Origin of the sequence: Dorea sp. Marseille-P4042 (genome assembly GCF_900290215.1) — a bacterium.
In the GTDB taxonomy this organism is placed as follows: Bacteria; Bacillota; Clostridia; order Lachnospirales; family Lachnospiraceae; genus Dorea; species Dorea formicigenerans.
In genome coordinates this window covers 907,115-922,296 of record NZ_OLMI01000002.1, presented here as the reverse complement: position 1 = coordinate 922,296, position 15,182 = coordinate 907,115, and the positions used below count along the sequence as shown (strand labels likewise).

18 protein-coding genes are annotated in these 15,182 nt (G+C 42.1%); 16 read left to right on the top strand and 2 right to left on the bottom strand.

Annotation, left to right across the window (positions count from 1 at the left end):
* Window positions 1-41: 41 nt before the first annotated feature.
* From C7E02_RS09940 to yqeC, 6 genes are all read left to right on the top strand, one after another.
* Window positions 42-1,580 carry an NAD(P)/FAD-dependent oxidoreductase gene (locus tag C7E02_RS09940; protein WP_105309465.1) on the top strand — a complete coding sequence of 513 codons (1,539 nt, stop codon included), beginning with the start codon at window positions 42-44 and terminating at the stop codon, window positions 1,578-1,580.
* 12 nt (window positions 1,581-1,592) lie between these two features.
* The gene (locus C7E02_RS09935; protein ID WP_105309464.1) at window positions 1,593-3,044 is read left to right on the top strand and encodes an NAD(P)/FAD-dependent oxidoreductase; all 1,452 of its coding nucleotides are present in this window, start codon (window positions 1,593-1,595) and stop codon (window positions 3,042-3,044) included.
* 3 nt (window positions 3,045-3,047) lie between these two features.
* Entirely contained in the window at window positions 3,048-3,410 is a 363-nt protein-coding gene (locus tag C7E02_RS09930; protein ID WP_105309463.1) for a DUF1667 domain-containing protein, read from the top strand.
* Window positions 3,407-4,900 (top strand): glycerol kinase GlpK, encoded by a 1,494-nt coding sequence (glpK, locus tag C7E02_RS09925; RefSeq protein WP_105309462.1) that lies wholly within the window; start codon window positions 3,407-3,409, stop codon window positions 4,898-4,900. The genes C7E02_RS09930 and glpK overlap by 4 nt, the downstream gene beginning before the upstream one ends.
* Window positions 4,901-4,903: 3 nt before the next feature.
* On the top strand, window positions 4,904-5,830 hold the full coding sequence (locus C7E02_RS09920) for an alpha/beta fold hydrolase (protein WP_005341020.1): 927 nt from the start codon (window positions 4,904-4,906) through the stop codon (window positions 5,828-5,830).
* Between the two features lie 67 nt (window positions 5,831-5,897).
* Window positions 5,898-6,659, top strand: a complete 762-nt coding sequence (yqeC, locus tag C7E02_RS09915; protein WP_105309460.1) for a selenium cofactor biosynthesis protein YqeC — start codon at window positions 5,898-5,900, stop codon at window positions 6,657-6,659.
* A 13-nt stretch (window positions 6,660-6,672) separates the two neighbouring features.
* On the opposite strand, the gene C7E02_RS09910 is transcribed toward yqeC, so the two are convergent.
* Window positions 6,673-7,563 (bottom strand): RluA family pseudouridine synthase, encoded by an 891-nt coding sequence (locus C7E02_RS09910; RefSeq protein ID WP_105309459.1) that lies wholly within the window; start codon window positions 7,561-7,563, stop codon window positions 6,673-6,675.
* Window positions 7,564-7,788: 225 nt separating this feature from the next.
* Between C7E02_RS09910 and C7E02_RS09905 the strand changes: the two genes are divergently transcribed.
* The 6 genes from C7E02_RS09905 (at window position 7,789) to C7E02_RS09880 (ending at window position 11,458) form a co-directional block, all read left to right on the top strand.
* On the top strand, window positions 7,789-8,448 hold the full coding sequence (locus tag C7E02_RS09905) for an IS607 family transposase (protein WP_105309458.1): 660 nt from the start codon (window positions 7,789-7,791) through the stop codon (window positions 8,446-8,448).
* Window positions 8,396-9,559 (top strand): RNA-guided endonuclease InsQ/TnpB family protein, encoded by a 1,164-nt coding sequence (locus C7E02_RS09900; RefSeq protein WP_105309457.1) that lies wholly within the window; start codon window positions 8,396-8,398, stop codon window positions 9,557-9,559. Before C7E02_RS09905 ends, C7E02_RS09900 begins: the two co-directional genes overlap by 53 nt.
* Window positions 9,560-9,736: 177 nt before the next feature.
* Window positions 9,737-10,216 (top strand): NUDIX hydrolase, encoded by a 480-nt coding sequence (locus tag C7E02_RS09895; protein ID WP_005341014.1) that lies wholly within the window; start codon window positions 9,737-9,739, stop codon window positions 10,214-10,216.
* The gene (locus tag C7E02_RS09890) at window positions 10,191-10,379 is read left to right on the top strand and encodes a hypothetical protein (protein WP_105309456.1); all 189 of its coding nucleotides are present in this window, start codon (window positions 10,191-10,193) and stop codon (window positions 10,377-10,379) included. The genes C7E02_RS09895 and C7E02_RS09890 overlap by 26 nt, the downstream gene beginning before the upstream one ends.
* A gap of 103 nt (window positions 10,380-10,482) precedes the next feature.
* On the top strand, window positions 10,483-10,794 hold the full coding sequence (trxA, locus tag C7E02_RS09885) for a thioredoxin (RefSeq protein ID WP_005330538.1): 312 nt from the start codon (window positions 10,483-10,485) through the stop codon (window positions 10,792-10,794).
* A 19-nt stretch (window positions 10,795-10,813) separates the two neighbouring features.
* Window positions 10,814-11,458, top strand: coding sequence for a nicotinate-nucleotide adenylyltransferase (locus tag C7E02_RS09880; protein ID WP_105309455.1), 645 nt, complete (start codon window positions 10,814-10,816; stop codon window positions 11,456-11,458).
* A 96-nt stretch (window positions 11,459-11,554) separates the two neighbouring features.
* On the opposite strand, the gene arcC is transcribed toward C7E02_RS09880, so the two are convergent.
* Window positions 11,555-12,484, bottom strand: a complete 930-nt coding sequence (gene arcC, locus C7E02_RS09875; protein WP_022278332.1) for a carbamate kinase — start codon at window positions 12,482-12,484, stop codon at window positions 11,555-11,557.
* 339 nt (window positions 12,485-12,823) lie between these two features.
* Between arcC and C7E02_RS09870 the strand changes: the two genes are divergently transcribed.
* The 4 genes from C7E02_RS09870 (at window position 12,824) to C7E02_RS09855 (ending at window position 15,181) form a co-directional block, all read left to right on the top strand.
* On the top strand, window positions 12,824-13,063 hold the full coding sequence (locus tag C7E02_RS09870) for a YlmC/YmxH family sporulation protein (protein ID WP_022278453.1): 240 nt from the start codon (window positions 12,824-12,826) through the stop codon (window positions 13,061-13,063).
* Between the two features lie 108 nt (window positions 13,064-13,171).
* Window positions 13,172-13,633: a transcriptional regulator NrdR gene (nrdR, locus tag C7E02_RS09865; RefSeq protein WP_005330544.1), complete on the top strand. Its 462-nt coding sequence runs from the start codon at window positions 13,172-13,174 to the stop codon at window positions 13,631-13,633.
* Window positions 13,630-14,364, top strand: a complete 735-nt coding sequence (gene truA, locus C7E02_RS09860) for a tRNA pseudouridine(38-40) synthase TruA (RefSeq protein ID WP_005330545.1) — start codon at window positions 13,630-13,632, stop codon at window positions 14,362-14,364. The genes nrdR and truA overlap by 4 nt, the downstream gene beginning before the upstream one ends.
* 64 nt (window positions 14,365-14,428) lie before the next feature.
* Window positions 14,429-15,181: an exodeoxyribonuclease III gene (locus C7E02_RS09855; RefSeq protein ID WP_005330547.1), complete on the top strand. Its 753-nt coding sequence runs from the start codon at window positions 14,429-14,431 to the stop codon at window positions 15,179-15,181.
* Window position 15,182 lies beyond the last annotated feature (1 nt).

The window sequence follows — 15,182 nt, the reverse complement described above, 5'->3', positions numbered from 1 at the left end:
AATCACATACGAGATGAAATATGTAACAAGGAGGTCGTGGTATGTCGGATTTGAAATATGACATCATCATTATCGGTGCGGGTGTTTCAGGTTGTGCTGTGGCACGGGAATTATCACGTTATGATTTGAAAATCTGTGTGCTGGATAAGGAAAGTGATGTCTGTGAGGGGACGAGTAAGGCGAACAGTGGAATTGTTCATGCAGGACATGATGCAAAGCCAGATACATTGAAAGCGAAACTGAATGTTCAGGGAAATCTTATGATGGAAGAGATGGCAAAAAAGCTGGATTTTCCGTTTAAAAGAAATGGTTCACTAGTTGTCTGCCAGAACGAGGAAGAACTTTCAAAACTAGAAGAACTGAAAGAGCGAGGCAAAGAAAATGGAGTGGAAGGGTTAAGAATCCTGACAAGGGAAGAGGCACTTGAACTGGAACCGGCACTTGCAGATTCTGTGTATGCGGCGCTTTATGCACCAACCGGAGGAATTGTCTGTCCATTTCTTATGAATATTGCTTATGCAGAAAATGCAGCAATCAATGGTGTAAAGTTCCAATTTGGAACGTGTGTGCAGGATATACAGAGATGCCATCAAGTAAGTGGATTTGAAGTCATTACAAATCAGGGAACATTATATTCAAACTATGTAATCAATGCTGCCGGAGTTTATGCGGACGAAATCCACAACATGGTCAGTGAGAAGAAACTTCACATTACACCGCGAAGGGGAGAATATTGTCTCCTTGATAAAAATGCGGGAACTCTGGTCAGTCATACTATTTTTCAAGTGCCAGGGGAAATGGGGAAAGGTGTTCTTGTAACTCCGACCATACATGGCAATCTGATGATCGGGCCAACTGCCGATGATGTTCCAGATAAAGAAGATGATGCGACGACGAGAGCAGGGCTTGATAAGGTGTTAAATGATTCTGCGAAATCCGTAAAAGGCATTCCGACACGCCAGGTCATCACATCATTTGCAGGACTTCGTGCACATGAAGATGGTGGAGATTTCCAGATAGAAGAATTAACTGATGTGCCAGGATTTATCGATGTGGCTGGAATCGAATCACCAGGACTTACCAGTGCCCCGGCAATCGGAGTGTATGTCTGTGATTTAGTAAAAAAAATGATGGAAGATACAGATCGGCAAATAAATCCAGGAGATTCGGGGAATTTAAGAAGCTTCGAAGTAGCTGATAAACAAAAAAGTTCAGGCAGATTACAGGAAAAAGAAAATTTCATAGAGACGCGTAAAGGAATCGTACATTTTGCAGAACTAAGTCTGGAAGAACAAAAGGAACTGATTCAGAAAAATCCAGCGTATGGACAGGTCATCTGTCGCTGTGAAACCGTGACTGAGGGAGAGATTCTGGATGCAATCCGAAGACCGCTTGGAGCGCGGACGCTGGATGGAGTAAAGCGAAGAGCCCGGGCAGGCATGGGACGATGCCAGGGAGGTTTCTGTACACCGAGGATTATGGAGATACTGTCCAGAGAGTGTGGAATTCCGTTGGAAGAAATCTGTAAAAATAATCCGGATTCCCGAATCATTGTAGGAACAAATAAGGACAGGCTGTAGGGAGGTGCAGGAATGAAAACTTGTGATTTAGTCATTATCGGAGGCGGTCCTGCAGGACTTGCAGCAGCGCTTGGAGCAAGAAAGCAGGGAATAAAGGACATTTTAATCGTAGAAAGAGACAAAGAACTTGGTGGAATTCTAAACCAGTGTATTCACAATGGTTTCGGACTTCACACATTTAAAGAAGAGCTGACTGGACCGGAATATGCAGGACGTTATATTGAGCAGGTAAAAGACGCCGGGATTCCATATGTGATCGATAGCATGGTGCTGAGCATTCAAAGCATGAGCCAGTATAAGAGTAGTCTTCAAGCAGATCAGTGTGAATATAACAAAGAAAAATATTCAGAAGCAGATCAAGATAAATATAGCAAGAAGAAATATACAGATAAAATTATCACTATGGTTAGTCGTACGGAAGGTATCATTCAGATTCAGGCAAAGGCAGTAATACTTGCCATGGGTTGCCGGGAGCGTCCAAGAGGAGCGCTTAATATTCCGGGATATCGCCCGGCTGGAATCTACAGTGCCGGAACGGCACAAAGACTTGTAAATATGGAAGGATATCTTCCAGGGCGCGAGGTTGTAATTCTTGGTTCCGGTGATATTGGACTGATCATGGCAAGACGTATGACACTGGAAGGGGCACATGTAAAAGTAGTTGCGGAACTGATGCCTTATTCCGGTGGACTAAAGAGAAATATTGTGCAGTGTCTGAATGACTATGATATTCCACTGAAGTTAAGCCATACAGTCGTTGATATTCATGGAAAAGAACGGGTGACAGGAATTACGCTTGCCAAGGTCGATGAGAAAGGAAAGCCAATTCCGGGAACGGAAGAAGAATATGCATGTGATACGCTGTTGTTATCCTGTGGATTGATCCCGGAAAATGAATTGTCACGGGAACTGGGCGTGAAATTAAATCCAGTGACCAGCGGACCGGTTGTAGACGAGAGTCTGGAGACAAATGTGCCGGGAGTATTTGCCTGTGGAAATGTGCTTCATGTTCATGATCTTGTGGATTTTGTATCAGAGGAAGCGGACAGAGCAGGAACATGTGCGGCGAGATACATTTTACAAGAGAATCAAAGCAGTAATCCTGGCATAGACCAAGAGAGTCAGTATAGTGATTCGGATATAGGTAAGGCTTCCAAGATGAATGATAATAATGATCCAGTGATTCCACTCATTTCTCTTGGCTGTGTCCGCTATACCGTTCCATCTGCCATTCATTTGTCCAAGATGCCGGATAAATTGAAAGTGCGGTTTCGTGTCGGAAAAGTTGTAAAAAACTGTGCAGTCGATGTATACTGTAATGAAGAGAATAGCGAGAAACGGATTAAGACAAAGAAACGTCCAGTCGTAGCACCTGGGGAGATGGAAGAGATTCTGCTTGGCAGGGAAGAACTTTTAAAATATCCGGATTTACAACAGCTTATCATCACGGTGAAGGAGGGATAGACTATGGAGGAGAAGAAACTAATCTGTATCGGCTGCCCTCTTGGATGTGAATTATGTGCAGTATTGGAACGTGGAGAGGTTATAAGTGTTACAGGAAATACTTGCAAGCGCGGAGATGCTTATGCCAGAAAGGAACTGGTAAGTCCGGAGCGTACCGTGACAAGTACGGTGAAAATGAGTGACGGGCGCATGCTTCCGGTGCGCACGAAGACGGATATTCCTAAGGCGAAAGTATTAGAATGCGTGCGAGAATTAAAACATGTTGTCGTAGAAGCGCCAGTGGAAATGGGGCAGATAATTGTGCAGGATATTGTGGGGACAAATGTACCGGTGATCGCGACAAAGAAGATGGGAGAACGTGTATGAAAAAATATGTAATGGCTCTGGATCAGGGGACAACCAGTTCCAGATGTATTTTATTTGACAAAAAAGGAAATATTTGCAGTGTAGCTCAAAAAGAGTTTGAGCAGATTTATCCAAAACCGGGCTGGGTCGAGCATGATCCGATGGAGATTTGGGCCTCTCAGTTATCTGTTGCGACCGAAGCAATCAGTAAAATCGGTGCAAGTGCTGATGAGATTGCGTCCATTGGAATTACGAATCAGAGAGAGACGACGGTTGTGTGGAACCGTGAGACGGGTATGCCGATTTACAATGCAATCGTGTGGCAGTGCCGCAGAACTGCAGAACGGATCGATCAATTAAAAGAAGATGGTCTGACGGACTATGTGAAAGAGACGACAGGACTGATACCTGATGCATATTTTTCAGCGTCAAAGGTGGCATGGATCTTAGAGCATGTAGAGGGAGCCAGAAAGCAGGCAGAAAATGGAGACCTTGCTTTTGGAACAATTGATACATGGTTGATCTGGAATCTGACCCGTGGGGAAGTACATGCGACAGACTACACCAATGCCTCCAGAACGATGATGTTCGATATTCATAAATTAGACTGGGATCAGAAGATTCTGGATTATTTCAAGATTCCAAAGAACATGCTGCCAAAAGTAAAACCATCCAGTGGAATTTTCGGATATACAGAAGTCGGTATGTTTGGCGAGAGTATTCCAATCGCCGGGGCAGCAGGTGACCAGCAGTCAGCATTGTTCGGCCAGTGCTGTTTTGATGCCGGAGAAGTGAAGAATACATATGGAACCGGCTGTTTCCTGCTTATGAATACAGGAGAAAAGGCTGTGACTTCAGAAAATGGACTGCTTACGACTATTGCAGCCAGCGCAGACGGAACCGTCCAGTATGCATTAGAAGGAAGTATTTTTGTGGCAGGAGCGGCGATCCAGTGGCTGCGTGATGAGATGCGTATGATCCGCAAAGCGGCAGATACGGAGCGTTATGCAACTGCGGTCGAAGATACTGCAGGCGTTTACCTTGTTCCGGCATTTACCGGAATCGGAGCGCCGTACTGGGATCCATATGCAAGAGGTACGGTCGTGGGCATCACAAGAGGCTGCAAAAAAGAACATTTTATCCGGGCGGCACTGGAATCTATGGCGTACCAGACCAATGACATTTTGAAAGTGATGGAAGAAGAATCTGGTGTACAGATCCGGACGCTCAAAGTAGATGGTGGTGCATCAAATAATAATTTTCTGATGCAGTTCCAGGCCGACATTCTTGGTGTTGATGTGCTCAGACCACAGTGTGTGGAGACAACAGCTCTCGGAGCGGCATATCTTGCAGGAATTGCAGTGGGTTACTGGGAAGATGTAGAGGACGTGCGCGCAAACTGGGCACTGTCCCGAACATTCCATGCAGACATGACAGACGAAAAGAGACAACATTTGTTAAAAGGCTGGAAGAAAGCAGTCGGTCGCGCATTCGAGTGGGCGGAGGACTAGATTATGAAGCGGGAATTTCAATATCCGTCGCGGGACGGAGTGACACAGATTCATGCAATCGAATGGGAGCCGGAGGGGGAGATCCATGCGGTTATGCAGTTATGTCATGGTATGGTCGAATTTATCGACCGATATGATGCATTTGCAAAATATCTGAACGAACATGGAATTTACGTGGTCGGACATGACCATCTGGGACATGGAAAATCTGTGCAAAATGAAGAATATCATGGATATTTTCATAAAACGAATGGAAATGAATATGTAATCGGTGACATTCACAAACTTCGGGAAATAACGCAGAAAAAATATCCGGATAAGCCGTATTTTATGCTTGGGCATAGTATGGGGTCTTTCCTGATCCGTCAGTATATGGAAATGTACGGACCTGGGCTTTTTGGAGTCATAGTCATGGGAACCGGAGCACAGCCTGGAGCCGCATTATTTTTTGGAAAATTACTGTGCAAAGTCATTGCCGCATTTAAAGGTGATGATTACCGGAGTACATTTGTGGATAACATGGCATTTGGTGGATATAATAAACGGTTTGAGCCTGCCAGAACAGATAAGGACTGGCTGACGCGTGATGAAAAAGAGGTGGACGCCTATCTGGCGAATCCATGGTGTACGTTCCGCTTTACAGTCAATGCATATTATCATATGTTCTGTGGCATTGAGTATGCACAGAAAAAAGAGAATATTGAAAAGATCCCGAAAGATTTGCCGTTGTATCTGGTGGCAGGATCAGACGATCCCGTTGGAAACTTCGGAAAAAGTGTGGAAAATGTTGCAAAAACGTATCGGGAATGTGGAATTAAAGATGTGTCCCTTAAGCTTTATGAGAAAGACCGCCATGAGATATTAAACGAGCTGGACCGGCAGGTGGTTTACGAGGATATACTGGCGTGGGTGGAAGCGCATCTGCTATAGCCAGCATCGACTGAAACGGGAGAAGACTTGTAAAAGGTGAACTAGAAAAACGCGAGGAGATGAAAAATTGGCTAAGAGAGAAAGAAGAGTTATTTCGCTGGTCGGCGGTGGTGGCAAGACAACGACCATGTATGCGCTGGCTGAAATTTTCAGAGAAGAAGGGAAAAAAGTAATTGTGACGACAAGTACACATTTGCAGATCCCTCCAGAAGAAATCCGTGCGTGGAATATTGAAGAAGTGAGAAGTCTCTGGAAATCTGACCAGATTGCGGTCATCGGTACAGATTGTGAAAGTAATAAGAATCTTGCAGCAGGAGATCAGGCATCAGTAAATCAGATGGAAAATAAGAAATCTGTGAAAAAGATGCGTATGCCAGATGGTTCATTTTTACAGGAAGTTCTGCAGGAAGCGGAGGTTGTACTAATTGAAGCGGACGGAGCAAAGCATCTTCCCTGTAAGGTGCCAATTGAGAAAGAACCAGTCATTATTCCGGAGTGTACAGATGTCATTGCGGTTGTGGGAATGGACGCATTAGGGAAGCCATTAGAAGAAGTCTGCTTTCGAAAAGACCTTGCAGTTCAGTTTTTAAATACGAGTTATAAACATCTGATAGCAGAAGAGGATATTGCAAAAATCCTTTCATCAGTGCAAGGTGCACGAAAAGGCGTGGAAGACCGGAAATATTGTGTCGTTCTGAATAAATGTGACGATGAAATCCGCAAGGAGCGGGCCGAGAAGATCCGCTCCTTGTTAAAAGAAAAGAGCATTGAAAATGTAATGATCACAAATTGTGAAAATCGTCAAAATGAGTTGAAGAAATATTTCTGATAAAATTCTTGAATTATTCCTGCATAACCCGCGCCATATCTTCTGGCAGCGGTGCAGTGAAACTCATATGTTCTCCGGTAATCGGGTGGGTGAATTCCATGTGGTGGGAGTGCAGAGCTTGACGTGTCATGTACTCCATGTCTGGGTTGTACAGGTAGTCACCAATCAGTGGATAACCGAGATATTTCATATGAATACGGATCTGGTGGGTGCGGCCGGTCTCAAGACGAAGAGAGACAAGGCTGTGCCCATTTGCTTCTTTTACCACTTTATAATGGGTGACTGCATCTTCTCCATGTTCCCAGTCTACGGTCCGTTCGATGATGGTTCCTTCCTTGCGCCCGAGCGGAGCCTGGATGGTTCCTTCGGAAGGTGTGACAGAACCTCGTGCAATCGCGAGATATTCCCGGTGGACTTCCCGGTATTTTGTCATGTCCGAGAGAATACTGCCACTGACCAGATGCTTGGAAACAATGGTAAGTCCCGAAGTATCCCGGTCCAGACGGTTACAGCACCGGAAAATGAAAGGTTTTCCCTGAGACTGAAAGTAGTAAGCCAGAGCATTTGCTATAGAGTTTGTGTAATTATTTAAAGACGGGTGAATCGGCATGCCGGCAGGCTTGTTCAGCACAAGAAGATCTTCATCTTCATAAACGATATCGAGTGGAAGTTTCGTCGGTGGGATTTTCTCAGAATTTTGTGTCTCACAGATCCGCACTTGCAGATGGTCTCCTGTAGAAAGTTCCTGACGCATATAATAATGTACCCCATTTACAAGGATACTTTTCGGCATTCTTTTAATCTCCGACAGATTCTGCCCCGAGTAGCGCTTCCGGCGTAAGAATTGCTCAACTCTAAGGCCGGCACTGTCTTCATCTATAATATAATCGATATTTCGATTCATTGCATTTCTCCCATATAATGTCTATAATAAAAAGTAATCTGGCGATTAGTGCTAGTATAGCACATTTTTCAGTGTAATGGAAATCCAGTGAATTACGTTATTTATCAGCCATTATTTATAAGAAAAGAGGTTGTTAACAGTTAAATATAAATTATAAAATTATATAAGTTGGTGTTGAGCTTTATAAGATATTAGAGTAGAATATTATTGAAAGGAGTTGATACTTTGAGTAAATATTATTCTATACATGAATTTTCAAAAATTATAGGCGTATCTGCTCAGACATTACGAAATTGGGATGCCAATGGAAAACTTCATCCGCATCATACTACAGTAAGTGGCTATAGATATTATTCCGATGAGCAACTCAGCCAAGTAATAAATGTAAAGCCTAAAAATCGCATTACAATTGGATATTGTCGCGTTTCCAGCCATAAACAAAATGATGATTTGGAACAACAGATTGATAATGTTAAGACATATCTTTTGGCAAAAGGACAGCCGTTTGAGATAATAAGCGATATCGGTTCTGGGATTAATTATAAGAAAAAAGGACTTCAGGAATTGATTAGACGAATCTCTCAAAATCAAGTTGAAAAGGTTGTTGTTTTATATAAAGACAGGCTATTGCGATTTGGTTTTGAGTTGATAGAATATATCGCTTCACTTTATAATTGTGAGATTGAGATTATTGATAATACTGAAAAATCGGAACAGCAGGAACTTGTTGAAGATCTGGTTCAAATAATCACAGTATTCAGCTGCAAATTACAAGGAAAACGAGCGAACAAAGCTAAGAAACTTATCCGGGAATTGATACAGGAGGAAACAGATGGTAAAAGCCATAAAAGTAATGCTGATACCAAACAACGTACAGAAAACTAAGATGTTTCAGTACGCAGGTGCTTCAAGATTTGCTTATAACTGGGCTTTGGCCAGGGAAAAAGAAAATTATGAAAAAGGTGGCAAATTCATTTCAGATTCAGAACTCAGAAAAGAATTTACAAAGCTCAGACATTCTGAGGAATACGCATGGTTATTAAATATTTCAAATAATGTAACCAAACAGGCAATCAAAGATGCCTGTACTGCGTATAAGAACTTTTTCAAGGGCTTGCAAAAATTCCCAAGATTCAAGTCTAAAAAGAGATCAATGCCGAAGTTCTATCAGGACAACGTTAAGATACAATTCAGTAATACCCACGTTAAGTTTGAAGGCTTTTCTTCCAGCAGGAAAGCAAATAAGCAAAAAATGAATTGGGTAAGACTTGCAGAACATGGACGTATTCCAACAGATGTTAAATATATGAATCCGAGAATATCCTTTGATGGATTGAACTGGTGGATCAGTGTATGTGTAGAATTTCCTGACTGCAAGGAAACACTTAATGATGATGGAGTTGGCATAGACTTAGGAATTAAAGACTTAGCTGTCTGCTCTGATGCCGTTAAGTATAAGAACATCAATAAGAGTCAGAAAGTAAAGAAACTAGAAAAACAGAAACGCAGATTACAGCGTAGTATCTCTCGTTCTTACGAGAAAAATAAGAAAGGGGAAAGTTACTGTAAAACAAATAATGTAATCAAAAAGGAAAAACTTTTATTAAAACGAAATTACAGATTAACAAACATCCGTAAAAACTATTTGAATCAGACCATATCTGAGATCGTAAATCGAAAGCCAAGATTTATTTGTATTGAAGATCTGAATGTCAGTGGAATGATGAAAAATAGACATTTATCCAAAGCAGTACAGGGACAAGGATTTTTTGGGTTTAGAAAACAGCTTGAATACAAATGCAATGATAAAGGGATCCAGCTTATTATGGCTGAACGGTTTTATCCATCATCAAAGCTTTGCAGCTGCTGTGGAAACATCAAAAAAGATTTGAAGTTATCTGACAGGGTTTATAGATGTGAATGTGGGAATATGATTGACAGAGATTTCCAGGCATCTATAAATCTTAAGGCCTATGGAGAACGATTTGCAAGCTAACACTGAAACGTTAATGCAAATATGTACGGATACGTTAGTTCGGAATTTACGCCTATGGAGAGTACAAGAACTTGTGAGTAGATAGATATTTATATCATCAAAAGCATACTCGTTGAAGTAGGAATGAAACATGGGAGTTTATAACTTTTTATAAGTTTTCAGTAACGGAAACCAATAATGACATCACTTAGTACTTTATGTTATATAGAAAAAGATGGGCAATATCTAATGCTTCACCGTACAGTGAAGAAAAATGATGTGAATAAGGATAAATGGATTGGTGTGGGCGGACATTTTGAAGCAGATGAAAGTCCGGAAGAGTGTGTGCTTCGTGAAGTGAAAGAGGAGACAGGATATACGTTGACTTCTTATCGGTTCCGTGGGATTGTGACATTTGTATCCGGAAATGGTGTGACAGAGTATATGCATCTGTTTACTGCTGATGAATTCGAAGGAAAATCCATAGCATGCGATGAAGGTGAACTGGAATGGGTGAAAAAAGAGGACGTGTTGAAACTAAATATCTGGGAAGGCGACCGGATATTTTTACGGCTTCTTGCAGATGAAGAGCCATTCTTCTCACTGAAGCTTGTCTATGATGGTCATGATACACTGGTGTCAGCAGTGTTGAATGGAAAGCCAATGGAGCTTTTTTGAGTCAGCCATTCGCGAGCTGAAAGAAGAAGTGGAAGCGGTTCGCTGGATGGATTACGAGGAGTGCAGGCAGAAAGTTCATGACGGCGCGATGCCGAACTGTATTTACGAAGATGAATTTCGAATGGTCGGGGAATACCTTGACAGAGTAAGTGTCTGCCGTTAAGATGAAGTCAGAGAAAATATAGTACAGACAGGCTGCACAAAGATGCAGTTATAAAAAATGAATCTGTGCAGATAATGAATAGATGAAAGGAAGGTAAGCATATATGGCAGTTGTACATGTAACAGGAGATACATTTGAACAAGAAGTATTGAAAGCAGAAGGAAAGGTACTGGTTGATTTCTGGGCCGGCTGGTGCGGACCATGTCAGATGCTGGGACCGGTTATTGAAGAAGTGGCAGCAGAAGTAGATGACGTAAAGATTTGCAAAGTGGACGTAGACCAGTGCATGGATCTTGCAAGACAGTATAAGGTTGTGTCCATTCCGATGCTTGTTGTATTTGAAAACGGAGAAGTGACAGGAAAGCAGCTTGGACTGATCAGTAAAGAAGAAGTATTACATTTAATTGGGAAATAAAAAGGAAACGGGTATACAAATGACAAGAACGGGAATTGTAAATGGAAGATTTCAGGTGCTTCACCTGAAACATATGGAGTATATTCTTGCAGCAAAGATGCACTGCGACAAATTATATATTGGAATCACGAATCCGGATGGAGCTCACACGCGGGATACGGTGCATGATGAGAACAGAGGAACGAAAGCAGGGAATCCATTGACCTATTTTGAGCGGTGTGAAATGATCCGTGGTGCAATGGAAGAATTTAATGTGCCTGCGAAAGAGTATGATTTTATTCCATTCCCGATCAGCATGCCGGAGTATATCGCACAGTATACACCAAAAGAAGCAGTATACTATGTAGGAATGTTTGATGACTGGGATGAGGAAAAGTACAAGATTTTACGAAGCCTTGACCTGGATGTGAATATTCTTTGGAGAAAAACGGAAGAAGAGAAAGGAATTACTGGATCAAAAGTACGAGAGCTTATCGCCACAGATCAGGAGTGGAAACAGTTTGTTCCCAAAAGTGTGTATCATTATCTGACAGAAAATGAACTGGACAAGCGTGTAAAGCGTCTGGAACTTATGAGGATTGAAGAAAAAAAGGCCATTGAACAGATGAACATTGCAGAGGCAGTGGAACGTCTCGAAATGATGGAATCCCAGGATATGGATTAAAGGAATAGACAAAAAGTATGGTTGATAACAATGGAGAGAGATTTTTGTTATCAACCATACTTTTCTTTTAAAACATTTTTAAATTCAGGATGAAATCTAACGAATCACTGTTCCGGTCTTTCCTTCCAGCGCCTCGTTTAATTTATCGTAAGAAGTGATGAGTGCACTTCTGCCTTCTCTGCCTTCTACAAAGTTTACGGAAGCATTGAATTTCGGGAGCATGTTGTAAACTCCAAAATGTCCTTCTTCCATATATTTTTTAGCCTGATCGACTGTAATTTCGCCAAGGTCTTTTTCATCGGCACGTCCCATATGGATCTTAACTTTCTCAACACTTGTCAGAATGATCAACATATCAGCATCTGTCTCTTCTGCCATCTTACCGGCAGTCAGATCTTTTTCAATAACAGCGCTGGCTCCTTTAAGATGATTGTCCTGCTCAAGTACCGGAATTCCCCCACCGCCACATGCGATAACAACCTGATCTGCATCTAACAGGGCTTTGATCGCATCAATCTCGACAATGCTGACTGGATTCGGTGCAGATACGATTCGACGGAATCCCTTTCCCGGCTCTTCCACGATATAATTTCCCTTTTTCCGCTCCAGATTAGCTTCTTCTGCATTCAGATAACGGCCGAGAACTTTGGTTGGTGTATAGAATGCCTCATCATAAGGATCCACAACAACACTGGTAAGAACGGTACTGACTGTGCGGAAAATCCCGCGGTCTAAAAGCTCTTCGCGAATGCTGTTCTGGAGATCATAACCGATATATCCCTGACTCATGGCTGAACAGATACACATAGGTGCTGCTGTATAATCTTCATGCTGCTTTGCAAACTCATTCAATGCGGTATGTATCATTCCGACCTGAGGTGCATTACTGTGTGTAATAGCTACCTGATATCCGTTCTGGATAAGATCGGCAATTACTTTCGCTGATTTTTTCACTGCCTCTAACTGTTCCGGCAATGTTGTTCCAAGTGCCCGGTGTCCCAGAGCGACAACAACTCGTTTCTTCATAGTATAGCCTCCTGCTAAAAGTATTCTACCTTTAATCATACATGAGTGGGTTAAAATTGGCAAGATTTTAAGTGATTCTTGAAGAAAAAACAATGCATAAATCCATGAAGGACCTCGACATTCTTACTGCATATATTATATTAGCTGGGAGATGGCTCCCACCTATAGGTGGTGAGAAACAAGCTGGTATCAGTGGTGGGAGTCAATCCCCCAGCTGATATAGCCTCCGGCAGGATTGCAGAGGTGCGCAGTAGAAGTATGTCATGCAATTGCATGACGCGCACCTCGCAGCAAGAATGCCGAGGCATTCTTGAATAAAAATATATGTGGAGGATGAATATGCGCCTGAACGATTTTCAAGGAAAAGAAGTCATCAACGCCTGTGACGGTAAAAAATTAGGCTACATTGTAGATTTTGTCTTTGACGAAAAATGTGGACAGATCGAAGCAATCATTATTCCAAAGACATCAAAGTTCTGTAACTTCTTCTGTGACGGCTCCGAATATATCATTCCTTACAAATGCATTTGCAAAATCGGACCAGATGTCATACTGGTAGAAATGCATGAGAAAAAATAAGAAAAATTTAAGAAAAAGTCCGGGAAATGGGAGTAATAGTGGTTTGACTTCTCGTACGCCACAAGATATACTAATAAGGAAAGATTAGGAAAAGGAGCGCAAAAGAATATGAAATGTCCATATTGTGGAAATCCTGACACAAAAGTAATTGATTCCAGACCTGCAGAGGACGGAAGCTCCATTCGAAGAAGACGTGCCTGCGATATATGTGGGAAGCGTTTTACAACTTATGAAAAGATAGAGACAATCCCTCTTATAATTATAAAAAAAGATAACAACAGAGAACAGTACAGCCGTCAGAAGATTGAAAACGGAATTATCCGGGCATGCTATAAGCGTCCGGTGCCGACAGAGAAGATCCAGCAGGCGGTGAACAATATAGAGACAAAGGTATTCAGTCTGGAAGAAAAGGAAATTCCGAGCAGTGTGGTCGGCGAACTTGTCATGGACGAACTGAAAGACCTGGATGAAGTAGCATATGTAAGATTTGCATCTGTATACCGTGAATTTAAAGATGTGAATACTTTTATGGACGAGCTAAAGAAGATATTAGATAAGGAAGAAAAATGAGAACATACAAATTAACAATTTCTTATGATGGCACCCGCTATCAGGGGTGGCAGAGACAGGCGACGACAGATAATACAATTCAGCATATATTAGAGTGGAGCATTGGAAAACTGGTCGGATACAGAGTCCGTGTAGATGGCTCCGGGAGAACTGACGCAGGGGTTCACGCACGTGGACAGGTTGCAAGCGTACAGCTCTCCAAGCTTTACGATGTAAAGGAATTGAAGGATTCCATTAACAGATATTTACCGGAAGATATCCGGATCATGAAAGTGGAACTGATGAAAAATGGGTTCCATGCGAGAAAAAGTGCAAAAGGCAAGAAGTACGAATATTATATTGACTGCAGAGAAAAACCAGATGTATTTTCCAGAAGATATTGCTATCATTATCCACATAAGCTGGATATCGAAGCAATGCGCGAGGCAGCAGATTATATGATCGGACCGAAGAATTTTACAAGCTTTACGGATGACAGTGAGAATAAGGATCCAGTCCGCAGGGTTACCAACATTAAAATTGTAAGTAATGGAGAAAAGCTCCGTATTACTTATTATGGAACCGGGTTTATGTATCATATGGTCCGGATTATGACAGGCACACTTCTGGAGGTCGGAACAGGAGAGCGTGAAGCCTCTATGATTCCGGTCGTCATTGCAGCAGAAGACAGAAGCCTGGCAGGATTTCTGGCACCGGCAAGGGGTCTGTTTTTAAGAAAAGTGTATTACTAATGCCGTTACTGTCAATTTTGAAAATGGAAGAAAAAAATAGAAGACAAGAACACAGGAGACTAAAATGAAATTTATATCATGGAATGTAAATGGTATCCGTGCATGTGCCGGAAAAGGATTTATGGATTTTTTTCAGGAGACGGACGCAGACATTTTCTGCATTCAGGAGACGAAGATGCAGGAAGGACAGCTTGAACTGGACACACCGGGATATCATCAGTACTGGAATTATGCGAAGAAAAAAGGTTATTCGGGGACAGCAATATTTACCAAGCAGGAACCAATCAGCGTAAGCTACGGACTTGGAATCGAGGAGCACGACCAGGAAGGGCGTGTGATCACATTGGAATTTGAAGATTTTTACTTTATTACCGTGTATACACCAAACTCCCAGAGCGAGCTTGCAAGACTGGATTATCGTATGAAATGGGAGGAAGATTTTCTTACATACTTGAAAAAGCTGGAAGAGACAAAACCGGTTATTTTCTGCGGTGATCTGAATGTAGCGCACACAGAGATTGATCTGAAGAATCCAAAGACGAATCGGAAAAATGCCGGATTTACCGATGAAGAGCGTCAGAAATTCACAGAGCTTCTGAATGCCGGATTTGTAGATACATTCCGGTATTTTTATCCGGAGCAGACAGGTATCTACTCCTGGTGGTCTTACAGATTTAGTGCAAGAGCCAAGAATGCAGGTTGGAGAATTGACTATTTCTGTGTATCCGAGAGTCTGAAAGACAGACTGGAAGACGCGAAGATACTGACAGATATTATGGGATCAGATCATTGCCCGGTGGAATTGGATATAAAGTAAC

Bases quoted from the DNA above. Each gene is read 5' to 3' on its own strand.
- C7E02_RS09890 (WP_105309456.1), top strand. From the start codon at position 10,191: ATGGAAAGCCAATGGAGCTTTTTTGAGTCAGCCATTCGCGAGCTGAAA.
- nrdR (WP_005330544.1), top strand. From the start codon at position 13,172: ATGAAATGTCCATATTGTGGAAATCCTGACACAAAAGTAATTGATTCC.
- glpK (WP_105309462.1), top strand. From the start codon at position 3,407: ATGAAAAAATATGTAATGGCTCTGGATCAGGGGACAACCAGTTCCAGA.
- C7E02_RS09910 (WP_105309459.1), bottom strand. From the start codon at position 7,563: ATGAATCGAAATATCGATTATATTATAGATGAAGACAGTGCCGGCCTT.
- trxA (WP_005330538.1), top strand. From the start codon at position 10,483: ATGGCAGTTGTACATGTAACAGGAGATACATTTGAACAAGAAGTATTG.
- C7E02_RS09930 (WP_105309463.1), top strand. From the start codon at position 3,048: ATGGAGGAGAAGAAACTAATCTGTATCGGCTGCCCTCTTGGATGTGAA.
- C7E02_RS09880 (WP_105309455.1), top strand. From the start codon at position 10,814: ATGACAAGAACGGGAATTGTAAATGGAAGATTTCAGGTGCTTCACCTG.
- C7E02_RS09855 (WP_005330547.1), top strand. From the start codon at position 14,429: ATGAAATTTATATCATGGAATGTAAATGGTATCCGTGCATGTGCCGGA.
- C7E02_RS09940 (WP_105309465.1), top strand. From the start codon at position 42: ATGTCGGATTTGAAATATGACATCATCATTATCGGTGCGGGTGTTTCA.
- C7E02_RS09870 (WP_022278453.1), top strand. From the start codon at position 12,824: ATGCGCCTGAACGATTTTCAAGGAAAAGAAGTCATCAACGCCTGTGAC.
- C7E02_RS09920 (WP_005341020.1), top strand. From the start codon at position 4,904: ATGAAGCGGGAATTTCAATATCCGTCGCGGGACGGAGTGACACAGATT.
- arcC (WP_022278332.1), bottom strand. From the start codon at position 12,484: ATGAAGAAACGAGTTGTTGTCGCTCTGGGACACCGGGCACTTGGAACA.
- C7E02_RS09895 (WP_005341014.1), top strand. From the start codon at position 9,737: ATGACATCACTTAGTACTTTATGTTATATAGAAAAAGATGGGCAATAT.
- C7E02_RS09900 (WP_105309457.1), top strand. From the start codon at position 8,396: ATGGTAAAAGCCATAAAAGTAATGCTGATACCAAACAACGTACAGAAA.
- C7E02_RS09935 (WP_105309464.1), top strand. From the start codon at position 1,593: ATGAAAACTTGTGATTTAGTCATTATCGGAGGCGGTCCTGCAGGACTT.
- truA (WP_005330545.1), top strand. From the start codon at position 13,630: ATGAGAACATACAAATTAACAATTTCTTATGATGGCACCCGCTATCAG.